This is a genomic window from Mycoplana rhizolycopersici (genome assembly GCF_013378445.1).
Taxonomy (GTDB): Bacteria; Pseudomonadota; Alphaproteobacteria; order Rhizobiales; family Rhizobiaceae; genus Mycoplana; species Mycoplana rhizolycopersici.
In genome coordinates this window covers 81385-102861 of the sequence record NZ_JABXYK010000015.1, presented here as the reverse complement: position 1 = coordinate 102861, position 21477 = coordinate 81385, and the positions used below count along the sequence as shown (strand labels likewise).

The 21477-nt window shown below is 62.0% G+C and carries 21 protein-coding genes and 1 pseudogene; 8 read left to right on the top strand and 14 right to left on the bottom strand.

The genetic code is table 11. The annotated features are described in order from the left end of the window. Window positions 1–124 precede the first annotated feature (124 nt). The 11 genes and pseudogenes from HV823_RS27255 to HV823_RS20860 all read right to left on the bottom strand — a co-directional run bounded on the left by HV823_RS27255 (window position 125) and on the right by HV823_RS20860 (window position 11026). A complete protein-coding gene (locus HV823_RS27255; protein WP_343051963.1) occupies window positions 125–1258 on the bottom strand; it encodes an aldehyde dehydrogenase family protein in 1134 nt (377 codons plus the stop codon). A 204-nt stretch (window positions 1259–1462) separates the two neighbouring features. Beyond that, window positions 1463–1645 (bottom strand): SDR family oxidoreductase, encoded by a 183-nt coding sequence (locus tag HV823_RS27105; RefSeq protein ID WP_281374119.1) that lies wholly within the window; start codon window positions 1643–1645, stop codon window positions 1463–1465. A gap of 55 nt (window positions 1646–1700) precedes the next feature. Then, window positions 1701–2081: an SDR family NAD(P)-dependent oxidoreductase gene (locus HV823_RS27100; protein WP_343051962.1), complete on the bottom strand. Its 381-nt coding sequence runs from the start codon at window positions 2079–2081 to the stop codon at window positions 1701–1703. A 425-nt stretch (window positions 2082–2506) separates the two neighbouring features. After that, window positions 2507–2911, bottom strand: coding sequence for a GntR family transcriptional regulator (locus HV823_RS27395; RefSeq protein WP_176951673.1), 405 nt, complete (start codon window positions 2909–2911; stop codon window positions 2507–2509). A gap of 262 nt (window positions 2912–3173) precedes the next feature. Then, window positions 3174–4104 (bottom strand): annotated as a pseudogene (locus HV823_RS20890) (IS110 family RNA-guided transposase). 721 nt (window positions 4105–4825) lie between these two features. Next, the gene (locus HV823_RS20885; protein WP_176951672.1) at window positions 4826–5203 is read right to left on the bottom strand and encodes a hypothetical protein; all 378 of its coding nucleotides are present in this window, start codon (window positions 5201–5203) and stop codon (window positions 4826–4828) included. A gap of 1055 nt (window positions 5204–6258) precedes the next feature. Beyond that, window positions 6259–6408 carry a hypothetical protein gene (locus tag HV823_RS20880; protein WP_176951671.1) on the bottom strand — a complete coding sequence of 50 codons (150 nt, stop codon included), beginning with the start codon at window positions 6406–6408 and terminating at the stop codon, window positions 6259–6261. Window positions 6409–6465: 57 nt separating this feature from the next. Beyond that, complete coding sequence (locus HV823_RS20875; protein WP_176951670.1) at window positions 6466–7308, bottom strand: alpha/beta hydrolase; 843 nt, start codon at window positions 7306–7308, stop codon at window positions 6466–6468. A gap of 17 nt (window positions 7309–7325) precedes the next feature. Then, complete coding sequence (locus tag HV823_RS20870; RefSeq protein WP_176951669.1) at window positions 7326–8789, bottom strand: NAD-dependent succinate-semialdehyde dehydrogenase; 1464 nt, start codon at window positions 8787–8789, stop codon at window positions 7326–7328. 12 nt (window positions 8790–8801) lie between these two features. Then, window positions 8802–10001 (bottom strand): iron-containing alcohol dehydrogenase, encoded by a 1200-nt coding sequence (locus tag HV823_RS20865; protein ID WP_176951668.1) that lies wholly within the window; start codon window positions 9999–10001, stop codon window positions 8802–8804. Between the two features lie 20 nt (window positions 10002–10021). Beyond that, the gene (locus HV823_RS20860) at window positions 10022–11026 is read right to left on the bottom strand and encodes an Ldh family oxidoreductase (protein ID WP_176951667.1); all 1005 of its coding nucleotides are present in this window, start codon (window positions 11024–11026) and stop codon (window positions 10022–10024) included. 94 nt (window positions 11027–11120) lie between these two features. On the opposite strand from HV823_RS20860, the gene HV823_RS20855 reads away from it, so the two are divergent. The 5 genes from HV823_RS20855 (at window position 11121) to HV823_RS20835 (ending at window position 16013) form a co-directional block, all read left to right on the top strand. Beyond that, on the top strand, window positions 11121–11813 hold the full coding sequence (locus HV823_RS20855; protein ID WP_176951682.1) for a GntR family transcriptional regulator: 693 nt from the start codon (window positions 11121–11123) through the stop codon (window positions 11811–11813). After that, window positions 11810–13402 carry a sugar ABC transporter ATP-binding protein gene (locus HV823_RS20850; RefSeq protein ID WP_176951666.1) on the top strand — a complete coding sequence of 531 codons (1593 nt, stop codon included), beginning with the start codon at window positions 11810–11812 and terminating at the stop codon, window positions 13400–13402. The genes HV823_RS20855 and HV823_RS20850 overlap by 4 nt, the downstream gene beginning before the upstream one ends. Then, window positions 13362–14363 (top strand): ABC transporter permease, encoded by a 1002-nt coding sequence (locus HV823_RS20845; protein WP_425487683.1) that lies wholly within the window; start codon window positions 13362–13364, stop codon window positions 14361–14363. The genes HV823_RS20850 and HV823_RS20845 overlap by 41 nt, the downstream gene beginning before the upstream one ends. Before the next feature lie 30 nt (window positions 14364–14393). After that, window positions 14394–15362 (top strand): substrate-binding domain-containing protein, encoded by a 969-nt coding sequence (locus HV823_RS20840; RefSeq protein ID WP_176951664.1) that lies wholly within the window; start codon window positions 14394–14396, stop codon window positions 15360–15362. 63 nt (window positions 15363–15425) lie between these two features. After that, window positions 15426–16013 (top strand): DJ-1/PfpI family protein, encoded by a 588-nt coding sequence (locus tag HV823_RS20835; protein ID WP_097142458.1) that lies wholly within the window; start codon window positions 15426–15428, stop codon window positions 16011–16013. Between the two features lie 182 nt (window positions 16014–16195). On the opposite strand, the gene HV823_RS20830 is transcribed toward HV823_RS20835, so the two are convergent. Genes HV823_RS20830 through HV823_RS20820 form a run of 3 tightly spaced genes read right to left on the bottom strand, consistent with a single transcriptional unit; the run spans window position 16196 to window position 17875 of the window. Further along, a complete protein-coding gene (locus tag HV823_RS20830; RefSeq protein WP_176951663.1) occupies window positions 16196–16609 on the bottom strand; it encodes a DUF2177 family protein in 414 nt (137 codons plus the stop codon). Between the two features lie 25 nt (window positions 16610–16634). Continuing rightward, entirely contained in the window at window positions 16635–17309 is a 675-nt protein-coding gene (locus HV823_RS20825; RefSeq protein WP_176951662.1) for a ChrR family anti-sigma-E factor, read from the bottom strand. Continuing rightward, window positions 17306–17875 (bottom strand): sigma-70 family RNA polymerase sigma factor, encoded by a 570-nt coding sequence (locus HV823_RS20820; protein WP_176951661.1) that lies wholly within the window; start codon window positions 17873–17875, stop codon window positions 17306–17308. The genes HV823_RS20825 and HV823_RS20820 overlap by 4 nt, the downstream gene beginning before the upstream one ends. Before the next feature lie 218 nt (window positions 17876–18093). Between HV823_RS20820 and HV823_RS20815 the strand changes: the two genes are divergently transcribed. From HV823_RS20815 to HV823_RS20805, 3 genes are read left to right on the top strand one after another with little or no spacing between them, the layout of a single operon-like run. Beyond that, window positions 18094–19467 carry an NAD(P)/FAD-dependent oxidoreductase gene (locus tag HV823_RS20815; RefSeq protein WP_246301829.1) on the top strand — a complete coding sequence of 458 codons (1374 nt, stop codon included), beginning with the start codon at window positions 18094–18096 and terminating at the stop codon, window positions 19465–19467. Continuing rightward, window positions 19464–20273 (top strand): DUF1365 domain-containing protein, encoded by an 810-nt coding sequence (locus tag HV823_RS20810; protein ID WP_176951660.1) that lies wholly within the window; start codon window positions 19464–19466, stop codon window positions 20271–20273. Before HV823_RS20815 ends, HV823_RS20810 begins: the two co-directional genes overlap by 4 nt. Continuing rightward, window positions 20260–21477 carry an SAM-dependent methyltransferase gene (locus tag HV823_RS20805; protein ID WP_176951659.1) on the top strand — a complete coding sequence of 406 codons (1218 nt, stop codon included), beginning with the start codon at window positions 20260–20262 and terminating at the stop codon, window positions 21475–21477. Before HV823_RS20810 ends, HV823_RS20805 begins: the two co-directional genes overlap by 14 nt.

The window sequence follows — 21477 nt, the reverse complement described above, 5'->3', positions numbered from 1 at the left end:
CGTATGCGCAAATCCAGAGATAGAGGTCTCGCCATCACTGCCGGCCTCCTCACCAGCAATGACAGTGAATCACACATCAAAGGCAAACGGAATCCCCACCGATTCCGCTTAGCGCTGACAGACTCTAAGGCATGACGACCAGCGTGCAGCCTGCGGCGAGTGCCGGCACTGTCTTCACCACCAACTGGTTCATCGACCAGTTCCGCGGCGTGATCAAGCCGCATACACCGACAGCCACGCGCGAGATCAGAACGTCGCCTCTCAACTCTTCCAACTCTTCGAAAGAGTAGGTTTGTAGCACGTCGATGATGGTTTCGCGATGCGCGCGGCCGACCCAGGTCTGTGTGGACTGCGAGAAATTCGCGGTAGTCCCCATCTCCTCCTCTGTCATCATGGCCGCGATCTCGTCGTAGTTCTCGTGCAGGCGCTGCAGCAAACGCCGGCGCTCTTCTGGCTTCGTCATCGAGTAGGACGGAAAGGCCGCCTTGGCAGCCGCGACGGCGCGATCGACGTCGTTGGCATCGCCCATCGCGATCTCGCAGATTGCCTCCTCCGTGGCAGGCTTGATGAGAGTATGGCGGCCCGTGCCGATCGCTTCGACCCAGGCTCCGCCGATCAGGAATTTCAACGCGTTCGCGTGCATGACAATCTTCGATATGGTGAGGCGGAGGAGGCAGCGTTGCTGCGCACGGCCCCGTCCGTGGAAAAGATGCTGCCGCAGACGTTGAGCGACTGGCCGGTCACGAAGTCCGACCGGTGAAGGCGAAGAAGCTGACCGGGCCGATGATGTCCTCGGGGTAGCCAAGCCGCTTAAGCGAAGCGACGGTTTCCCCGTGGGTATGGCCTTATCTCTGCTGCTATCGGTCGTTGTGCCCGTAGCTGGCCATCTTCTCGAGGACCCGGGCGCTCTCTTCCTCGGCCGCAGGCGCGGCTCGCCGAGTTGCGGGACGCCGTGGTATTGCCGAGCGGGCGTTTCCACGTCCACCGAAAGCCAGAGAGCTTTGTACAGCGTGGTCCCGACTGCGATGATGCCGTGGTGTTCGAGCAGGCAGGCCTTGCGGTCCGTTAGTGCCATATCTGCGTGTTCGGAAAGCTTCTGGCTTCGGAACGTTGCGTAGGGTGGACAGCGGATGTCGTCGCCGCCGTCGACTGCGACGATGTAGTGGACCGGCGGAATGGGCAGCCCCATGATGTCGATGATCGTCGAAAAGATCGGGTGTGCATGCACAATGGCACTGACGTCCTGGCGTGTCAGCATGATGCCTCGATGGAACCTCCAATCGCTGGAGGCCTGCAGCCGCCGCTCGTCTTCCCAACCATGTCCAGACGGACGATGCTGTCGGTGGTCAGCCTGTCATAGGGCGTGCTTGTCGGCGTGATGAGGATGTAGTCTCGTGGGGGAGGCTGATATTTCCGGAGGTCCCCTGGTTGATGCCGATGCGGTTCATCTCGAGGCACGCCCCTATGACGGCCTGGCGTTTTTCCAGTTCGGCGGGGCTGAAGGTAGTCTGGTCCATTGAAAGGCTCGCAATGCGGTATAGCCGACATCGACCGACAGGATGGATCCGGTCACGCAGCTGGCGGCAGGGGATGTAAGAAAAAGGATTGTCGAAGCGATTTCGGACGGCCCGCCGCAGCGCTTCATCGGCGTATGTCCATCCAGACGTTAAACAGTTCCGGCCGCTCGCGCATCTTGACGGTCATTTCCGTGCCGAAATAGCCGGGGCGACCGCATTGACCCGCACGCTGCTATCGACACACTCGATCGCCAGCGCCCTTGTCAGCATGTGTTCCGCGCCCTTGCTCGCGACGTAGGAGGCAGTAAACTGTGGACTGAGGCCCGACATTGAGCCGAGATTGACGATGCAGCCCTCGCCGCTCCACCATGTAGCTGCCGAAGGCGCGCAACGTGCCGTGACATTTACGTCCATGACGAGGCGCCATTCCTCGTTCGAAAAGTCGAGGGCGGAGTGCAGCCGGGCAATGCCGGCACTGCTGATGAGGATGGTGACCTTGCCGTGAGCCGCGATGACGGCATCAGCGGTGGCGTTGACGTCGACCGGGTCGGTGACGCTTACCACGTGGGTGGTAACCTTGCCACCGAAGGGTGCGAACCTGCCAGCAGTTGCCGCCGCCAGCGCGCCTCACCGATGTCCAGTAGCGCGATGTCGGCGCTGCAGGAGGCAAGAGCCCTGTCTGTTTCCAGGCCGATACCGCTCGCACCGCCGGCTACAGCGGCCACGTGGCCTGAAAAATCGAGCTGGCTACGGTGGTCCCTACACTCCTCCCGCATTCGACACAGCACGGATCGGCGCTTCACGGAGGCGGTCTGGTTCCGCGCTATCATGCTGATTTGCTATGTAAACTTTCCTCTGGGCGCTCCTCACGCCGTGGAAAGCAGGTTGGGTCGCCCTTCTCCAGCTCTCAATCTGGTTATGATCAGATATGTCGATTTTTTGTACTGAACGGTCTATTGTTTATGCGTCAATACGCAGATGGATGCGTGCTACGGCCGAATTATACAACGTGAGGTAGTATTTCGGCGCGCTGCGTCGTGAGCATAAGTAATTGATTCTATTGAGACAAGTGGCGTATCTGCCGAGATGCCCATGCGGATGATGGATTCCGCATCGGGTAGTTCCGCGGTAAACCATCGCTCTGCGCGCTGGACAGTCAGTCTATACCGCTCCCGTATTGTCTGGAAGATCGAGTGGTTGTCTATGTCGAGTTTTTCCATGCCAGGCAACTTGTGGCCGGGAAGGGAAATGTGAGTGTGCGTGACAGGTTGTCCATCACAGTAGTACACGCGCGTGATGCGTACGACGTCGCTCTCCGGTGGAATGCCGAAGACCTTCTGCTCACCTTCGTTCGCGGTTGCTCGGCAGAATTCGAACGTCTTCGTCGTAACCACATGCCCTTGGCCGTCAGGTCGCCGAAGACGCTGAGGTTTGACGTCATGAAATCGACGTCCCGGCGCGAAGCCCGCTGACTTCAGGCGCCATCGATTTCACAGGCGCGTACGAAGCGGCGTATCGGCGGTATTGAAATAAATTTCCCGTAGACTGGATGCATGGGCGACCGTTGAATACGTGATCCCCTCCCCTAACGAAAGACCTTCATATCTCCGGCATCGTTATCGCCGGTCGGCGATAGAACTAAAGTATCCGTTTTGATCAAGCGGTTTTTGGCGTCCATTTTCGATTGTGGCGCAGGAGGGCATTTGTAAGGATTATCAGCTTTCGCATGACGGCTGTTAGGGCGACCTTGGGTGCTTTTCCGGCTTTGATCAGGCCATCATATCTGGCCTTGAGATCCGGGTTGAAGCGGGTCGCGACCAGAGCTGGCATGTAGAGCGCCTGCCGGACGATGGCCATGCTGCCGGCGATGAAGGCGCGTTCGGACTGTCGGCCTATGGGCGCCAGGCCACACAGAGAGAGGCTGCGGCTTTCTCCTCCAGGTCCCCGAGTTCAGGCATCTCGATGAGATGCGCGAAGGCGGTGACCTTCGACAAGCCTGGAGTGGAGACGAGGATGTCGAACCTTGCCTTTTGAGGCCGTCGTCGGAGGCAATCAGGGTCATGATGGCTTGATCGACCTGGGCGAGACGCTTCTGGATCTGCGCGAGGCGTTCGGTATTTTGCCGCTTGAGCAACGGCCGGGACAGGTTATTCACACGGTTTCTGGCGGCTGTCCTGTCCTTCACCAGGGCCATGCGGGCCATGTGTAGCTCCTTCAGATCGGCGATAACCGGTCCGGTTTCGCTCAGAAGGCGCGGTTGAAGCAGCATCCCATAGCGCGCCAGCAGTTCCGCATCGATCCGATCCGTCTTTGCCAGTCGGCCGGTCGCTTCGGCAAAACGCCGGGCAAGTCGGGGATTGACCTTGGAAAGCGGCAGGCCCTTCATGAGCATGAAGCGCTTGAAGGCCTTGTGGTAGGCGCCGGTCGGCCTATAGACGAGCCGTTCGACCGGTCTGTTGCCGACCCAATTGAGGATGATGGCAAAACCCTTGCGGTCGTTGGTCGCCCGCAGCCTGTCGCCGTCCGGCAGACGATGAAGGTCGATATGGTCTTTAGAGATGTCTGCGCCAATGGCAAGCTGTTGCATCTTTTCCGTCTCCCATGCTTGTCATCCGAGCCTCCAAGCTCGGGTATCCGTTCAGGACGATTGGAAAAAGATGGGGGCGATCAAACTTTAGCCCGGCCCGTCAAACGGCCTGCGTGTGCACGATCCGTCCCCCGTCGCCGGCAAGGGTGGCCGCCCTCGCCGGCGTTTCTTTTTCTCACAAGAAGCGAAGATCGCCATAAGACAAGCGTGTCGCGCCTATTTGGAGCCACTCTGCTGGCTCAAACGGAGTTGTCCGGTCGATCAGGCGGCCCGTTTCAGCCAATCCGAACGGGCGGGCATCTTCCTGCTCGGATTAGAGGTGATCGGCTCGGCGGCACCTCGGGGTGTGCCCTTCGCCAATCGCCTCTGCCCAGACGAAAATCTGCTCCGGAAGAATGGCTCAAAATAGACGCGACACACTTTGGGCATCAAGGCAGGACACCATCGCCAAGGATCTCCGAGAGATTGGAAACGGGCCGGTTCCAACGCGGTCGTCGCGCGCGATCAGCGCATTTCCGACTACGCAAGCAGAGCTAGGCCGTGTGTCGAACCCCAGACCGGTAGGGTTCGCAATGGCTATGTCGTCCGCCCTCCCCTCTCCTCCCCTCCCCTCCCATCTCGACGCCCATGGTCGTTGTTCCAAGCTTGTCCTCGACTGCTGCGAGCGCTCCAATCCAGCGGTGATATCCCATCCTCGATACGCCAAAAGTGTCGTCCGGCTTTAGAGTTGAAGAAAGTTGCACATGTCGCGACTTTCTTCGTCAGATTGGTCTTCGGAATAGCTGTCGGATTTAAGGTATCCTGAGGCTACCTGGTCGCCGCTGTACGCTTCCCGATTTTTCACGTTGAGCCGGATGGAATAGAAAATCGTAAGAATCGCTGTGCGATACAGACGTGGCGTCCGTTCGCACTTGGGCAGATGCTTTGTCGAAGACCCCTTCCCTAGGTGGTCGAGACCATCGGATGCCAGCGACCCTGACCTGTTGCGCCCGATCGCTGCTGATGTCGAAAAGTTGCCGGCCGGCAACTTTTGCAGTTCATTGCGGCGCCGCAGGGGTGGCGCGGTTGCCATCTTCGCCTTCACCACCCTGCCAGGCATTCGTTAGCTCCCGCATGGCGGAGGAGGCTCTGATGGCTGTAGTCGGCGACGCTTGTATCCAAGGCATCTCAGGGCGTTCCGTCTACGATCGCGTCAAAGTGATGGCGCTCATCGTCAGATCAAGAGGCAGTTGAGCCGCCTGTGCGAAGAGTTCGATGTCAAGGTGAAGGTGTATCTGCAGGTTCGGCGCAGTAGCCGCACCATTCTCGTCGGGGTCAGCCCCGAGGGCAGGCGGGTGCTGCCAGGCGTGGAAGCAGGAACCTCCGCACCGTGTGAAGCTCGTCGTTCCCAATACCGATGAGAGCCTCAAAGGCTCCGTCCCCAATGTGCTATCGGCAACCTCGCCGAGATGTCGGGTCTGTCTCATCGGGAACGGGAAGGCGTACGCCGGAAGGAGTGGCGGGCGTCGTTTCCGTTTTGATTTGTATACATCGGAGGCTAAGAGTGCCTGGTGGCGCAACGTCGCCGGCCAGGCTCGGTCGAAAGTGCCCGAACGCGTCGCCATCATGGTGATGCCGGGGAGGGGCGCACGCCTGGATGGCCCTCCCTAAGGAGCGCCGGGACAGCGGCATTCAGCAAGTCCGATCGAACGCCTCAATGGCGAAATCAATCAGCGGACCGAGATCGTAGAGATTATTTCGGACGCCGGAGCCATCGTCCGTCTCGTCGCCAATTGTCGCTCGAGGAAGACGATGAATGGGGTGTGTGGCGTACTAGGTGCGGCCCCTGAGGCAATGACATCGTGGGGTGACGGTCCGCAGAGCAGCCTGTTTGCGGCCGCACGCTGATATCGCTCACCGGATCTCGCCGGAAGGAGCGGCCGCGTGCCGGAAGCGACACTGCCTGACGCGACGCGATCGAGGTCCGAAGCGATATTCCATGCAACAGGCACTTTCGCATGCGGTGCGACGGTGTTATTTTCTGTTGCCGATTGAGTTTGAGCTTGGGAGACGACAAATCGAAGCGACGCGCTGGCTCCAGGTGCAATCCATGTAATGAACCTTATCGGTCTCTTTACTTTCGTATAACGAACTGTTTACCATAAATTCAACGCTTTACGATCTGGCCAGTTCATCGCCTAGCAGGCTGTTATCCTGCCGTTTTGCCTTGAGGGCGGCCGCGCCGCCGTTGTGGTTGGCGAGCGTGATCTGGAAAGTGCCATCATTGAGCAATTCGGCATGTCCGTCGCCGGAGACTTTGTCCATTTCTCCGCATAGCGGCACATCCGGAGCGGAGCGACAGCGAACTCCCTTCATGCGTAGCTATCGGATTGTCGAAACCATATCTGCAAGACGGCGTCCTAGTTCGCCGAGAGGATCTGCCAGGTTCAAAACGATATTCATATGGTTGAGGCCAGGCAGGGAAAGCTGTTGAACGACTTCGCCCTGTCCGCTGAGCCGCGAACGGAGGGCTGAGGCCTGCTCGTGGAACGGGCTTGTTTCCTCCCCTCCAAAGGCGATGATCCGCACGGGGCAGGGGAGCTGACTTGACGTCAACGGTGACCAGGCAGCCGCTTCTGCGACCGTCATCTCGGCTTCGTGGCGCAGGAAGCTGTAGGGGATTTCGGAGAGATCGTAGATGCCGCTCAGGAGCAGCAGCCCCCGTAGCGAGGGAAGCAAGGGTGCGGTCGTTTCGGCAGGCCCGGTCGCCGCTAGGAAGGAGGCGAGATGGGCGCCCGCCGAATGGCCGCTAACCGTCAGTCTGCGGGGGTCAGCGTCGAAGTCGCCCGCATGCTGTTGGAGCCAGAGCACGGACCGCCGCACCTGATCGACCAGCACACCAAGCCGCTCGCCCGGCATGAGGTCGTATTCGACGATGGCGGCAATGCCGCCAGCCGCCAGAACCGGGGCGGCGACGAAGCGGTAGTTCTCCTTTTCACCGGAGCGCCAGTATCCGCCGTGAACGAAAACGTGCAGCGGCGCGCCCGCTTTCGGACTATCCGGCATTATGATGTCGAGGACCTCCCGGGCACGTGCGCCGTAGCGCACGTCCTTCAGCACGTTAGCCTCGGCAGAAAGCGCCCGGCTTCGCTCTGCGAATTCGGCGGCAATGGCGTCGAAATCGGGAACGAAGTCGCGAATTCGGTAATGGTCCTGTGATTTCATCTTCCTCCCCTCCACGATCAGTACTCCAATGCGTAATACTTTGCCTCCATGAATTCCAGGATACCCGTCACGCCGCCTTCGCGGCCGAGGCCACTCTGCTTGACGCCGCCGAACGGAGCGGCCGGGTCGGACATCAGGCCCCGGTTGATGCCGAGCATGCCGGTTTCGAGTCGCTTGCCGACCCGCATCGCCCATTTCAAATCACCGGTGTAGATATAGGCGGCAAGGCCGTATTCGGTATCGTTTGCGAGGCGGATGGCCTCGTCCTCGTTTTCAAACCTGTAGACCGGCGCGACGGGGCCGAAGATTTCCTCCTTCGCGATTGCAGCGCCTGCGGGAACGTTCTCGAGCACGGTCGGCGGATAGAAATAGCCGTCTTCCGCAAGCGGCTTGCCGCCGGTCGTCGCACGGGCGCCTGCGGCGATCGCCTCTGAGACCAGCCGGTCGATCTTGCGCACGGCGTTCTTGGTGATCATCGGCCCGCATTGCGTAGCCGGATCGTAGCCGGGACCGATCTTCAGCGCGGCCATGCGTGCCGTAAGGCCGGCGACGAAGGCATCGTGTATGCCTGACTGAACGTAGAAGCGGTTCGCGGCGGTGCAAGCCTCGCCGGCATTGCGCATCTTCGCGACCATGGCGCCGTCGAGGGCGGCTTCCAGGTCGGCATCGTCGAAGACGAGGAAGGGGGCGTTGCCGCCGAGTTCCATCGAGCAACTGACGACCGACTTGGCGGCTTCTGCGAGTAGGGTGCGGCCGACACCCGTCGAACCTGTGAAGGAAAGTTTTCGCACACGGGGATCGGCGAGCATGGCGTTCGTCACCGCGGCCGGCCTGGTCGTGGTAAGTACATTGACCACACCGGCAGGCACGCCGGCCTCCTCGCCAAGCCGGGCCATGGCGTAGGCCGTCAACGGCGTCTCGGAGGCGGGCTTCAGGATCACCGTGCAACCGGCGGCAAGCGCCGGGCCGATCTTGCGCGTCGCCATCGCGGCGGGAAAATTCCAGGGCGTGATCAGGACGGAAATGCCGACCGGCTCGTGGTCGACGAGGATATTGTGCGAGCCGGAAGGGGTACGCCGGTATTCGCCGGGAATGCGGGTGGCCTCTTCGGCGTACCAGCGATAGAACTCGGCGGCATAGGCCACTTCGCCGCGTGCATCAGGAAGGGCCTTGCCGTTTTCCAGCGCGATCAGCGTGGCAAGTTCCTCGGCATGCTGCGTCATGAGTTGGAACCAGCGGCGCAGGATTTCCGAGCGCTGGCGGGCAGGGGTGGCGCGCCACCCGGAGGCCGCGGCCTCTGCGGCATCGACCGCGCGCATCGCATCTTCGACGGAGGCGTCCGCGACCTCTGTCAGCATGTTGCCGGTCGAAGGATCCATGACGGCTATGCCGCCGCCTTTGTGCCATCTGCCGCCGATGTAGAGGCCTTCGGCGTGAAGGATGGGATCGGCATAGCCGGAGAACTTGGTGTGCGACGTCATGACGGGTTTCCTTTAATTCAGGCCGGCCAGGTCGCCGTAATAGGCGGCGGCGACGAGATTGCGCATTTCGTTCGGGTTCAAGGCGCGGGGGTTGTTCTGGATAAGACGCGTGATGCCTGAGCTTTGCTCCGCCACCCAGTCGATCCGCTCCTTCTCGAGACCAAGATCGCGGAGCGTGGCGGGAATGCCGATCCTTTCGAGCAGGGAAACCAGCGCGGGGATCACCTGGTCCGGCCCATCCAATCCCGCAGCATTTGCGATCTGCGCCAGTTCATTTCGTATGAGTGGTGCATTCCACGTCATGACATACGGCATTAGGCATGCGACGCCGAGGCCGTGTGCGGTGTGGGTGAGGGCGCCGACCGGATACTGGATGGCGTGCGCGGCAGCGGTGCCTGCAACGCCGAAGGCAAGGCCGGCGAGCGTCGCGCCTAGCATCACCTTTTCGCGCGCGACGCGGTCGGCGCCGTTCTTGCAGGCCGCCTCCAGCCCCTGCCAGAGGAGCGAAATAGCGTTGAGCGCGAAATGGTCGGACATCTCATTCTTGCCGACGAAGACGCGTTGCTGCGCGATGCCGGGGACGGTGTCGCGCCTGATCGCGGTGAAAGCCTCGATCGCATGCGTCAGCGCGTCCGCACCCGCGATCGCCGTCAGGGCCGGTGGGCAGGAAAGGGTCAGTTCCGGATCGCAGATCGAGACTGTCGGGATCAGGTAGGGGCTCGAAATGCCGACCTTCAGGCTGCGCTCGGCATCCGAAAGCACCGCGACGGGGGTCACTTCCGATCCGGTACCTGCGGTGGTGGGAACGGCGATAAACGGCATCACCGGTCCCGGTACGGCATGTTCGCCGTAATAATCCTGCGGCCGGCCGCTATGGGTCAGAAGCAGGGCGACGCATTTTGCCATGTCGAGGCAGGAGCCGCCGCCGACGCCGATGACGAGGTCGGGCGCGAAACTCCGGGCACCCTTCGCGCTGGAGATGGCGGATTCGACAGGAACGTCGGGCAACGTGGAACTGTCGACCATAACCGCGAGTCCCGCCTCTTCGAGCTGCCTTGCGAGCGCCAGAAAATCGGCATCGGCGACAAGGCGCGTGTCCGTGACGATCAGCGCGCGCCGGCCCAACTTCGATGCGATAGCGCCGAGGGCATGACGCTGGCCAGTGCCGAAGAGCAGTTCGCGCGGCGCCCTCAATGTGCCGAATAGGTTCATTCCGTATCTCCTCCGATAAATCAGGCGGCTTCGAGTGCTAGAAGGTGTTCCAAAAGCGATTGGGGCAGCTCTATTCCCAAGCGTTCCGTCGCGGCGCGGCGTTTGCGCGCGCCATCACCCGGAACGGCTACCGGGCTTGCAGGATCGGACGGAGGGGACCTGCGCAGATGGTCGAGATATGCTGCAAGCGAGCGGGCGTTGCCGTCTCCCGCTGACGCGTCGATGAGGATGAGAACGTCGCCCTTGTTTACAGCATGGATGTCGTCGAGTGTTCCATTCACGTCGGGAGCGAGATTGGAACCGGCAAGCGTGGCAACTAGAAGTTCGATCGCAAGGCCAAGTCCGTAACCTTTCGCACCGCCGAACGGGGCGATTGCCCCGGTCTTCGCGGCTTGCGGATCCGTCGTTGGGCGACCTTCGCTGTCCACGGCCCAGCCGGACGGGATAGGCACCCCGCGCATTGCATGATTGTTGATCTTGCCCATGGAAACGACACTGGTTGCAAGATCGAGGATGAAGGGCTTGTCGCCGGAGGGAATGCCGATGGCGAGGGGATTTGTACCCAGCATGGCCCGAGTTCCACCGAACGGATGAACGAGCGCTTCGCTGGTCGACATGACGATGCCAATCACGCCGCTCCTCGCTGCAGCTTCTGCATAATAGGCCAGCATGCCGATGTGGTTGGCATTGCGGATCGCAGCGATGGTAATCCCCGTCTCGTCCAGTACGGGCCGCATGGTTTGCAATGCGTGCATCATCACCGCCGGCCCGAGGCCGCGTTCGCCCTCGACGCTCAGAAACGACCGCCGACGCCATGTCCCGGTCCCGCGTGCCCGCGGATCGGCCAGCCCCTTGTCCAGTCGAGAAAGGATGAGCGGCAGCCGCTGCAGGCCATGGGAAGGCAGTCCGCGCAATTCTGCTTCCAGAAGGAGATCAGCCTGGAGGCGAGCATTGGCGGGGGGCACGTCTCTTGCTTCGAGGAGAGCGGTCGCCAGCCCCCGGAGCCGTTCCGGCGTGAGTTTCATTCTTAAATCCTATATCGGATCATATACGATATTGTATTTGACATACGATATCTTATTTGCAACAAATGCCAACGTGTCAAGAAGCAGCCGGAGAATGAAAGTGGCATTTGCAGCGGAACGGGAAGCCAAGGGGATGAGCCTTCGCCCGAGCAGCGTAGTCGATGGTGTCTATGACAATATTTACCACCGGCTGATGTCCCTGGAGATTGCGCCCGGTGCTCGGATCCCGATTGACGTGCTTGCACGCGAAATCGGCGTCTCTCAGACCCCGATCCGCGAAGCTTTGAGCCGCTTGGAGCGCGAGGGTCTCGTTCGCAAGGAGCATCTCGTAGGCTACAGTGCGGCTCCTCAATGGACGAGGAAGCAATTCGAGGACCTCTATGCTTTCCGTCTGCTGATCGAGCCCGAGGCTGCCAGGCTCGCAACGGTCAATATGACCCCTGAGGCTCTCCAGCAGCTTGAAAACTCCGCGGCGGACATGGGTAACGGCGAGGCGCCGGTCGATCGCAACACGCGCTATTCGCGCTTTGCCCGTGCGGACGCACATTTCCACGACGCAATATTGAAGATCGCCGGCAACGAGGTGATCCGCAGCACGTTGTCGAACCAGCACGTCCATCTGCACATTTTCCGGTTGATGTTCCATACGCGCGTGACGCAGGAGGCGCTCGAGGAGCACGAGAACCTGCTTGCCGCATTTCGGTCCGGTGATCCGCAAGCGGCATACGATGCCATGCGCATCCACATCGAACGTTCGCGCGACCGGCTGCTTTCGGCTTTCGAATGAACGCGGTCCTTTCTCCTCAATCCTTGGCGCGGACGGCGGGTCCGGCGGCCTCAGCCCTCCAAGCAGAGGGCCTGGGCAAGACCTATGGCCAGATCACCGTCCTGTCGGATGTGGCGCTCGATGTCCGCGCGGGAGAGGTTCATGCCATCATCGGTGAAAATGGCGCCGGCAAGTCGACGCTGATGAAGCTGCTGTCCGGTCACGTTGCGCCGACGGAAGGCCGGCTGCTCATGGATGGCAAGCCAATCGAGTTTCGAAACGCGGTGGAGGCGGAAGGGGCCGGCATAGTATTGGTGCACCAGGAAATTCTGCTCGCAGCGGACCTTACAGTCGCGGAAAATTTGTTTTTGGGGCGTGAGATCGGCCGCGGGCTAATGGTCGACGACCGTTCGATGAACCGGCGGACGGCGGAATTGCTGGCAAGAGTGGGCTCGACAGCGCGCCCGCGCGATTGCGTCGGCGAGTTGCCGCTTGCCCAGCGCCAACTCGTGCAGATTGCCCGCGCACTTCTGGACGATAGAAAAGTCGTCATCTTGGACGAGCCGACGGCCGTCCTTGCCAATGATGAGGTTGCGGCGCTGCTCGACATTGTAAGGATGCTGCGCGATCACGGTGTGGCGGTGCTTTACATTTCCCATCGCCTCGACGAGGTGCAGGCGCTTGCCGACCGCATTACCGTGCTGCGTGACGGCCGCATGATCGGCACGTGGCCGGCGGCGAGTCTCGGCCAGCGCGAAATGGCAGAGCTGATGGTCGGGCGGGAACTCGACATGCTCTACCCACACAAGCGGCCTACCACAACGGAGGCGCCGATCCTGTCGGTGACGGATCTGTCGGTCGATCACGGCGTGCAGAAGGTTTCCTTCGCGGTCAGCCCGGGCGAGGTGCTGGGCATCGGAGGCATGATCGGCGCGGGCCGTACCGAATTGATCGAGGGGCTGATGGGCCTGCGTCCGTCACAGGCGCGAAGCGTCGTTCTCAACGGCAAGGATATCAAACACCGGTCGGTCCGCACGATGATGGAAGGCGGCCTCGTCTACCTGACCGAAGACCGAAAGGGAAAGGGCCTGCTTCTGGAGGAGAAGCTTGGTCCGAACCTGACGCTTCAGGCGCTTGACGCGGTCAATCCCGGCGTAGTTCTGGACAGGCGGGAGGAACAATCCCGCCTCCAAAGGGTCGTTGCGGACTACGATATCCGCGTCCGTTCTCTGCGGCTGGAGGCGGGGAAGCTCTCGGGCGGAAACCAGCAGAAGCTGTTGCTCGCCAAGGTCATGCTGGCCGATCCCTCGGTCATCATCATCGATGAGCCGACGCGCGGCATCGACATCGGCAACAAGAGCCAGATCTATGACTTTATCGACGCGATGGTGCGGGAGGGCAAGGCCTGCATCGTCATCTCGTCGGAGATGTCGGAGCTCGTCGGCCTCGCCGACCGCGTCCTCGTGATGCGGGCCGGCAGGATCGTAGCCGAGCTTCGCGGCAATGAAATCAATGAGGAGAATGTCGTCTTCGCTGCCACGACCGGTGGGCGCGAAGGCGTCGGGGAGGATGAACATGACGACAGCGGCAGTAACAGTCTCACCGGCTGATGAGGGCATTCGCATCCGTTGGGCCGATCTGGCGCCTTTCATAGCGCTCGCAGTGATCGTGCTGTTCGGCGCGCTGGTAAATGCTAACTTCTTGTCGTCGGCAAACCTGATCAACGTGATCACGCGCAGCGCCTTTGTTGCGATCATCGCGGTCGGGGCGACTTTCGTGATCTCGTCGGGTGGGCTGGACCTGTCGGTGGGCTCGATGATGGCCTTCGTGACCGGCATCATGATCATGGCGATGAACCATCTCGCTCCCTCCTACGCGGCCTGGGCCATTCCCATGGGAGCCGGCGTTGCTCTGGTGGTCGGCTCGCTCTGCGGCCTCTTCAACGGACTGATCGTGACCGTCGGGCGAATAGAACCGTTCATCGTCACCCTCGGCACGATGGGCATTTTCCGCGCCTTCATCACCTTCATGACGGATGGCGGCTCGCTACCGATCGACCGCAGCCTGCGCGAAGCCTATCGGCCAGTCTATTTCGGCAGCTTTCTCGGTATTCCCTATCCGGTCCTCATCACATTTGTCGTCGTCCTGCTCGGCGCGTTCCTGCTCTACAAGACCAAATATGGACGCCGCCTGACGTCTGCCGGATCAAATGTGGAAGTGGCACGCTTTTCCGGCGTCAATGTCGCTGCCGTGCGCACCATTGCCTACGTGATCCAGGGCTTCTGCGTCGCGGTCGCTGCGATCTGCTATGTGCCCCGCCTCGGCGCTGCGACGCCGACGACCGGACAGCTCTGGGAGTTGCAGGTCATCACAGCCGTCGTGATCGGCGGCACGCTTCTTCGCGGCGGACGGGGGCGGATCGGTGGCACCGTGGCCGGCGCCCTCATCCTCGAGGTGATCGCTAACGTCATGGTCCTTTCGGACATGGTCTCGGAATACCTCGTCGCCGCCGTCCAGGGCGCGATCATCATCATCGCCATGCTGGCGCACCGCTTTACTGCAAACCGCTGAAAACAGCACTGACTTCAAAAGGAGGAGAATATGAAGTCTATCATCCGGAAAGCTGGATTCTTGTTATCGACTGCCGCATTGGCTCTTGCGCTGCCGCTCGGCAGTGCACAGGCGGAGGATAAGAAGGTGACGATGGCCGTCTCGATCCCCGCCGCAACGCATGGGTGGACGGGGGGAGTCGTCTACCATGCCGAGCAGGCCGAAAAGGAGATCGAGGCCGCGTTCCCGAACATCGATGTCGTGCTTTCGACCGCATCCTCTGCAACTGCGCAGGTTTCTGCGCTGGAAGACCTTTCGGCGAGCCGCAAGCTCGACGCACTGGTCATCCTGCCGTTCACCTCGGAAGAACTCACCGGGCCGGTCGAACAGATCAAACGGAACGGCACCTTCATTTCCGTGGTCGACCGCGGCCTCACGGACCCCAACGTCCAGGATCTCTACGTCGCCGGCGACAACATCGCCGTGGGCGCCAACACGGCGCACTGGCTCGCCGACAAGCTTGGCGGCGAAGGTCAGATCGTCGTGCTGCGCGGCATTCCGACCGTCATCGACGATGAGCGCATCAAAGGATTTTCCGACGTCATCAACAAGACCAACATCAAGATTCTCGACATCCAGTATGCCAACTGGAATCAGGACGAGGCCTTCAAGCTTATGCAGGACTATCTTGCAAAGTACCCGAAGATCGACGCGGTCTGGGCCAACGACGACGACATGTTGCTCGGCGTGCTGGAGGCCGTCGACAATGCCGGGCGCAAGGACATCAAATATGCGCTCGGTGGCAACGGCATGAAGCAGGTCATCGAGATGGTGAAGGAGAAGAACGAGCGCACGCCGATCTCGACGCCCTATCCGCCCTCGATGATCAAGTCGGCGATGTATATGACGGCGGCGCAGTTCAGCGGTCAGGCCCCGGTGCGCGGGTCCTTCCTGCTCGGGGCGCCCCTGATCACGCCTGACAATGCCGACCAGTTCTACTTCCCCAACTCCCCATTCTGATCAGAAGGCAGTGTCCGGCCAAATCCGGGCACTGCATAAATTTCACGACACAGGAGACATGACATGAGCGGTAAGAAAATCCTCATGCTGACCGGCGAGTTCACTGAGGAATATGAGATCTACGTGTTCCAGCAGGGGATGGAGGCTGTCGGCCACACGGTCCACGTCGTCTGCCCGGACAAGTCGGCCGGCGATCGTATCAAGACCTCGCTTCACGACTTCGAGGGCGATCAGACCTACACGGAAAAGCTGGGTCACTATGCTGATATCAACAAGACATTTTCCGAAGTGCGCGTAGAGGAATATGACGCGGTCTACGCAGCCGGCGGCCGTGGCCCGGAATACATCCGCACCGACAAGCGCGTCCAGGACATGGTTCGCCATTTTCACGAAACCGGCAAACCGATCTTCACGATCTGCCATGGCGTGCAGATCCTGATGGCGGTGCCGGGCGTGCTGAAGGGACGAAAGGTCGCCGGACTGGGCGCCTGCGAACCGGAGGTGACCGCTGTCGGCGGAACCTACATCGACGTCAAGCCGACCGAAGCCTACGTTGACGGCAACATGGTTTCGGCCAAAGGCTGGACGGGCCTTGCAGCCTTCATGCGCGAGTGCCTCAACGTGCTCGGCACGAAGATCACGCACGCCTGAGAGCGGTGTGCCTTAACACTGCCTGCCCCCGCATCTGTGCGGGGGCATTTACCACCGCCACCCACCCTGCAGATATCGCCCTTCCTCGCATTGGCCGTTGAAGGACAGGATTCGAAATCCCGATGAAAGGGTGCTGCGAAAGGGTGCTGCATGTGCTTGCGCCTTCACGCGTGGAGGCTGTCTCACGATCTGGTGGGTAGGAACCAATGCATGGTCACCATGTAGCCGGCGGTCGCTGAAGTGGCCGTGATCACCATCCCCCACAGCATGTCGACGAGGCTGACCTGCAGCGACCATCCCTTCAGCGTCGCAAGGTTCGTCATGTCGTAGGTGCCGAAGGCGACGACGCCGAGGATGGCGCCGGATAGAAGGGCCGAGGTCCAGCTTCCGGCGTTCAGTGCCGGGACGACGGCGAAATAGACGATGCCCGTCACATAGAGCAGGTAGAAGGCCGCGGCGGCGGCGAAATTCGGCTGCGCCAGAAGAAGCTCGCCGATTCGGCTGCGATAGAATGCTGGCGAGATGCGCGTCAGCCATACGAAGTCGAGGCCGAGAAAGACAAGCGCCGTTGCCAGATACGAGATCAGGTAGGTCATGCCGGTGCGCGCTCCCGAACGCCGATCATATGCCGAGCACCGGCTGGACCAGTCGCACCAGCCAGCTTCTGAACTTCAGCGGCGCATCAGTGACGGCGAGGCAGATGCAGTCTTCGCCGGGCGTTGCCACCGGCTGGTGCTGGACGTTGGCGTCGGCCTCCTCGAGGTCGCCGCGCGCGAACAGTTCTTCGCCGTCGTGGAAGCTGCCGCTGAGGACGAGCGTGAGTTCACGGCCGCCGTGGCCGTGCTCGGGCACCGGCTTGCCTGCCGGTATCCGCAGGAGCCGCACCATCGTCGTCCCGTCGTCGGTCTTGATCGGAATGTGGTAGGCGCCGCGCCCGAGCGACTTCCACTTCAGCGTTTCGACATCACCTCCGACATAGGAGCGAAGCGGCTCCGGCAGGACCGGCGAAGCGGCGCGAGCCGGCGCGGCCGAGCGCGTGCCTGCAGGGGAGGGCCGGGCCGCCGCACCCTCGTGCAGGACGCGCTGTCGCAACCGCTCGAAGGACGTCGCCAGCGCCGGCTCGGGAGCAATCTCCTCAAGCAACTGGCCCCCTGCGTCCTCCATCAGCGAAAGCCGCTTGCGGCAATCGGGGCAGAGCGCCAGATGCGTTGCGACGGCGAGCCGCCAGCCTTCCTCGAGCGTGCCGGCAGCGTAGGCGAGCAGCAATTCGTCGCTGACATGGTGACGGACCGTCATTGTCCGTCCTCCAGTGCCGCGCGCAGCTTGGCGAAGGCGAGCCGGATGCGCGACTTCACCGTGCCGAGCGGAAGGTTGAGCGTCTCGGCGATAGAACTGTGCGAACAATCGTTGAAGAAGGAAAGGCGAAGCAGCTCGAGCTGTTCCTGCGGCAGCACCGCCATCGCGCTGCGAAGCCGCTCGGCCTCCTGCCGCTCCTCGACGACGGCGTCCGCCGGCGGGGTGTCATCGGGGACGAAAGCGGGGTCGTTCGGATCGAAATCCGGCCGCCGGGTCTTACGGTAGGCATCGATCCGCAGGTTGCGGGCGATGGTGAAGATCCAGGTCGAGACGTTGCCGCGGCCCGGCTCGAACTGGGCGGCCTTGTTCCAGACCGCAATCATGGTTTCCTGCATCAGTTCCTCGGCAATGCTGCCGTCGCGGGCCAGCCGGGCCATGTAGGCCTTGATACGTGGACCGTAGTGGCGAAAGAGGGCCTCGAAGGCCGCCATATCCCGATCGCGGCCGACCGCTTCGAGCAGCGCGCGGGCTTCGTCCTTTGTCAGTTCCCTGGCGGTCTCGCTCATCCGTGCACGCTTCATGTTGACCCGAAGTCCCGCCGCGCAATCGCGCCGGGGCTTCGGGATCGGGATGTCGGGGCACGCGGGCGCCGGTATGGGGACTGCGATCGTCATGCAAGTCGTTACGGCGGCGACTGTGTGCCGGATCACCATTGTTCAAAAATCTGCGCCGGTATCAATCCGGTTGTGCGTTTCCTTCGTATGTAGAGGCAAAACTATTGCTGATGGAAAGGGTTCTCATGCGCGTCGACCGCGATCTTGCCGACGTTCCGCGCCGCCGGCGGGTGGCCGTGATCGGTGCGGGCATATCCGGAATGTCCGCTGCCTGGCTCATCGGCCGCAGCATGGACGTCGTGCTTTACGAGGAGGCCGACAGGCCGGGCGGCCATGCCAACACGGTATCGGCGCCCTCGCGCGACGGCCCGATCCCGGTAGACACCGGGTTCATCGTCTACAACGACCGCAACTATCCGAACCTTGTCGCCCTGTTCGAGCATCTGCGGGTGTCGACCCAGGCCTCGGACATGTCGTTTGCGGCATCGCTCGATGGCGGCGCGTTCGAGTACTCAGGCTCCGGGATCGGCGGCTTGCTCGGCCAGCCGGGCAACGTACTGCGACCGCGCTTCTGGCGCATGCTGTCCGATACGCTGCGTTTCTACAAAGAGGCGCCGGCTGCGCTTGGTGGCGAGGAGCTGGCGTCGAAGACGCTCGGCCAGTACCTTGACGAAAACCGCTACAGTCCCGCCTTCGTAACCGATCACCTCCTGCCGATGGGGGCGGCGATCTGGTCGACGACGGCGAGGCGGATGCGCGACTATCCCCTTCATGCGTTCATCCGCTTCTTCGAAAGCCACGGCCTGCTTGCCCTTTCCGACCGGCCGCGCTGGCGCACAGTGACCGGCGGCAGCCGCGAGTATGTCAAACGGCTGCTTGCCGACTTTTCCGGGGAAATCCGCCTGCGCAGCGCCGTCCGCGAGGTCCGCCGCGACATGGGCTCTGTGTCGGTGACCGACTGGCGCGGCAACCGCGATATCTTCACCGACGTCGTGATCGCGACCCATTCCGATCGCGCGCTTGCCATGCTCGCCGATCCCCTCGGGCAGGAGCGGGAGTTGCTGGGCGCGATCGGCTACACGGCCAATACCGCCGTGCTGCACACCGACGAGCGGCTGATGCCGAGACGCAAAAAGGTCTGGTCGAGCTGGAACTACATCGGCGAGCCGGAGCGGGACGGCGAACGGCCGCTTTGCGTCACCTACTGGATGAACCGGCTTCAGGGCATCGATCCGGCCACGCCGCTGTTCGTCACGCTCAATCCCCACCGCGATATCCCCGAGGAACGGATCATCGCTGAGGTCGACTACGACCATCCCCTGTTCGACACGGCAGCGCTTGCGGCGCGGAAGGAACTCTGGCGCCTGCAGGGGCGCGGTGGCGTGTGGTTCTGCGGTGCCCATTTCGGAAGCGGCTTCCATGAGGATGGCCTGCAATCAGGGCTTTCGGTGGCTGAGGCGATCTGCGGCCAGCGCCGACCCTGGTCCGTCGAAAATGAGTCCGGCCGCATCCCGTCCACCGCCAGCCTTGCGATGGCGCAATGACAAGCGGCTCGACCCTCTATGTCGGTGCAGTGATGCACGCGCGGCATCGGCCGCGCCGGCATCGACTGCGCTATCGCGTGTTTTCCGTGCTGCTGGATCTCGACGAGCTGCCGTCGCTGGACCGCAGGCTGCGGCTGTTCGGTCACAATCGCCGAGCGCTGTATTCCTTCCAGGATGCCGACCACGGCGACGGCACGGCCGGCGGGCTGCGTGTCTGGGTCGAGCGCCAGCTCATCGACGCCGGGGTCGATGTCGACGGTATCCGCATCCGTCTGCTCTGCTATCCGCGCATCTTCGGCTTCGTGTTCAATCCTCTGACCGTCTACTTCTGCAGCGGGTCGGACGGGGCGGTCAGGGCCGTCCTCTATGAGGTCTGCAACACCTTCCACGAGCGGCATACCTATGTGATCCCTGTCGCGGGCGCGGGCGATGGCACGATCCGGCAGTCCTGCGCCAAGGAACTCTATGTCTCGCCCTTCGTGCCGATGGATTGCCGCTACGATTTCTGCATAGAGCCGCCGGGCGAGCGCGTGATGATCGCGATCAATGAACGAGACGGTGAGGGGCCGCTGCTGGTCGCCACCTTCTCCGGTAAGCGGGTCGAGATATCCGATCGCCGGCTGCTTTCCATGCTCTTCAAATATCCGCTGATGACGCTGAAGGTCATGGGCGGCATCCACTGGGAGGCGCTGCGGCTCTGGATGAAGGGCGTTCCTGTCCATCGCCATCGCCCCGCCGAGATCCCCGTCGCCACCACCATCGTTTCCCGCAATCCATCGGAAGAACCACAGCATGAGCCAGGCTGAACAACAGGTCCCGACTTTCCTTGCGCCGCGCCGGTCGTTCTGGCAGCAGCTTGTTTGCCGCTGGGCCGACCGCATCGATCGCGGGCGTATCCTGCTTCAGTTTCCCTGCGGCGGGGAGCACGTGGCAGTCGGCGAGGAAGCCGGCCCGTGCGCCGCCATCCGGTTCAACAATGCGCGACCGTTCTGGCGTCTTCTGACAGGCGGCAGCCTTGGCTTTTCGCGCGCCTATCTCGACGGCGACTGGGATTCGCCGGATCTGGGGGCGGTGATGGAGCTGGCGATCGCCAACGAGCCGGCGTTGCGTCCGGTGCTAGCGTCGTCGCCGCTGATCGGCAAGCTTGCCTATCTGCGGCATCGGCTGCGGCGCAACTCGCGCGCAGGCAGCCGTCGCAACATCGCCTTCCACTACGATCTCGGCAACGCCTTCTACGGCGCCTGGCTCGACGAGACGATGACCTATTCCGCAGCCGTCTTCGAGCATGAGGCGCAGCCGCTGCCCGAGGCCCAGCGAGCGAAGTATGAGCGGATCGTGGAGGCGCTTCGGATCGGTCCGGAGGACCATGTGCTCGAGATCGGCTGCGGCTGGGGCGGGTTCATGGAGCATGCCGTGTCGCGCACCGGTTGCCGTGTCACGGGACTGACGCTGTCAGCGGAGCAGGCGCAGTATGCGCGGTCGCGGCTGGCGGCCTCGGGCCTGTCCAGCCGGGCGGAGGTGCGGCTGCAGGACTATCGCGATTGCGAGGGACGCTTCACCAAGGTCGTCTCGATCGAGATGTTCGAGGCAGTCGGCGAGGAGAATTGGCGGCTTTACTTCGATCGGCTGCGGCAATTGCTGGCGCCGGGCGGTCAGGCGATGATCCAGGTCATCACCATCGACGAGACGCGCTTCGAGCACTACCGGCGCAATGCCGATTTCATCCAGACCTACATCTTCCCCGGCGGCATGCTGCCGTCGCCGACGATCTTCAGGGAAAGGGCGGTTGCGTCCGGCCTGGCCGTCAGCGATTCATTCTCCTTTGGTCGCGACTACGAGAAGACGCTTGTGCACTGGGAACGCGCGTTCGTGGAGAACTGGGCGGCGATACGGCCGCTCGGCTTCGACGAACGCTTCTTTCGGATGTGGCGGTACTATCTGCACTACTGTGCTGCAGGTTTTCGTACCGGCAGGATCGGCGTGTACCAGTTCCGCCTGGAAAGGCCGTGA

What these genes read in the sequence shown, in the direction of transcription:
- HV823_RS20815 (WP_246301829.1), top strand. Translation starts at nt 18,094, where the DNA reads ATGGAAAGGGTTCTCATGCGCGTCGACCGCGATCTTGCCGACGTTCCG.
- HV823_RS20845 (WP_425487683.1), top strand. Translation starts at nt 13,362, where the DNA reads ATGAACATGACGACAGCGGCAGTAACAGTCTCACCGGCTGATGAGGGC.
- HV823_RS27255 (WP_343051963.1), bottom strand. Translation starts at nt 1,258, where the DNA reads ATGCTGACACGCCAGGACGTCAGTGCCATTGTGCATGCACACCCGATC.
- HV823_RS20825 (WP_176951662.1), bottom strand. Translation starts at nt 17,309, where the DNA reads ATGACGGTCCGTCACCATGTCAGCGACGAATTGCTGCTCGCCTACGCT.
- HV823_RS20830 (WP_176951663.1), bottom strand. Translation starts at nt 16,609, where the DNA reads ATGACCTACCTGATCTCGTATCTGGCAACGGCGCTTGTCTTTCTCGGC.
- HV823_RS20855 (WP_176951682.1), top strand. Translation starts at nt 11,121, where the DNA reads ATGAAAGTGGCATTTGCAGCGGAACGGGAAGCCAAGGGGATGAGCCTT.
- HV823_RS20840 (WP_176951664.1), top strand. Translation starts at nt 14,394, where the DNA reads ATGAAGTCTATCATCCGGAAAGCTGGATTCTTGTTATCGACTGCCGCA.
- HV823_RS20870 (WP_176951669.1), bottom strand. Translation starts at nt 8,789, where the DNA reads ATGACGTCGCACACCAAGTTCTCCGGCTATGCCGATCCCATCCTTCAC.
- HV823_RS20820 (WP_176951661.1), bottom strand. Translation starts at nt 17,875, where the DNA reads ATGAGCGAGACCGCCAGGGAACTGACAAAGGACGAAGCCCGCGCGCTG.
- HV823_RS27105 (WP_281374119.1), bottom strand. Translation starts at nt 1,645, where the DNA reads ATGAAGCGCTGCGGCGGGCCGTCCGAAATCGCTTCGACAATCCTTTTT.
- HV823_RS20885 (WP_176951672.1), bottom strand. Translation starts at nt 5,203, where the DNA reads ATGCCTGGCAGGGTGGTGAAGGCGAAGATGGCAACCGCGCCACCCCTG.
- HV823_RS20850 (WP_176951666.1), top strand. Translation starts at nt 11,810, where the DNA reads ATGAACGCGGTCCTTTCTCCTCAATCCTTGGCGCGGACGGCGGGTCCG.
- HV823_RS20880 (WP_176951671.1), bottom strand. Translation starts at nt 6,408, where the DNA reads ATGGACAAAGTCTCCGGCGACGGACATGCCGAATTGCTCAATGATGGC.
- HV823_RS20875 (WP_176951670.1), bottom strand. Translation starts at nt 7,308, where the DNA reads ATGAAATCACAGGACCATTACCGAATTCGCGACTTCGTTCCCGATTTC.
- HV823_RS20810 (WP_176951660.1), top strand. Translation starts at nt 19,464, where the DNA reads ATGACAAGCGGCTCGACCCTCTATGTCGGTGCAGTGATGCACGCGCGG.
- HV823_RS20865 (WP_176951668.1), bottom strand. Translation starts at nt 10,001, where the DNA reads ATGAACCTATTCGGCACATTGAGGGCGCCGCGCGAACTGCTCTTCGGC.
- HV823_RS20835 (WP_097142458.1), top strand. Translation starts at nt 15,426, where the DNA reads ATGAGCGGTAAGAAAATCCTCATGCTGACCGGCGAGTTCACTGAGGAA.
- HV823_RS20805 (WP_176951659.1), top strand. Translation starts at nt 20,260, where the DNA reads ATGAGCCAGGCTGAACAACAGGTCCCGACTTTCCTTGCGCCGCGCCGG.
- HV823_RS20860 (WP_176951667.1), bottom strand. Translation starts at nt 11,026, where the DNA reads ATGAAACTCACGCCGGAACGGCTCCGGGGGCTGGCGACCGCTCTCCTC.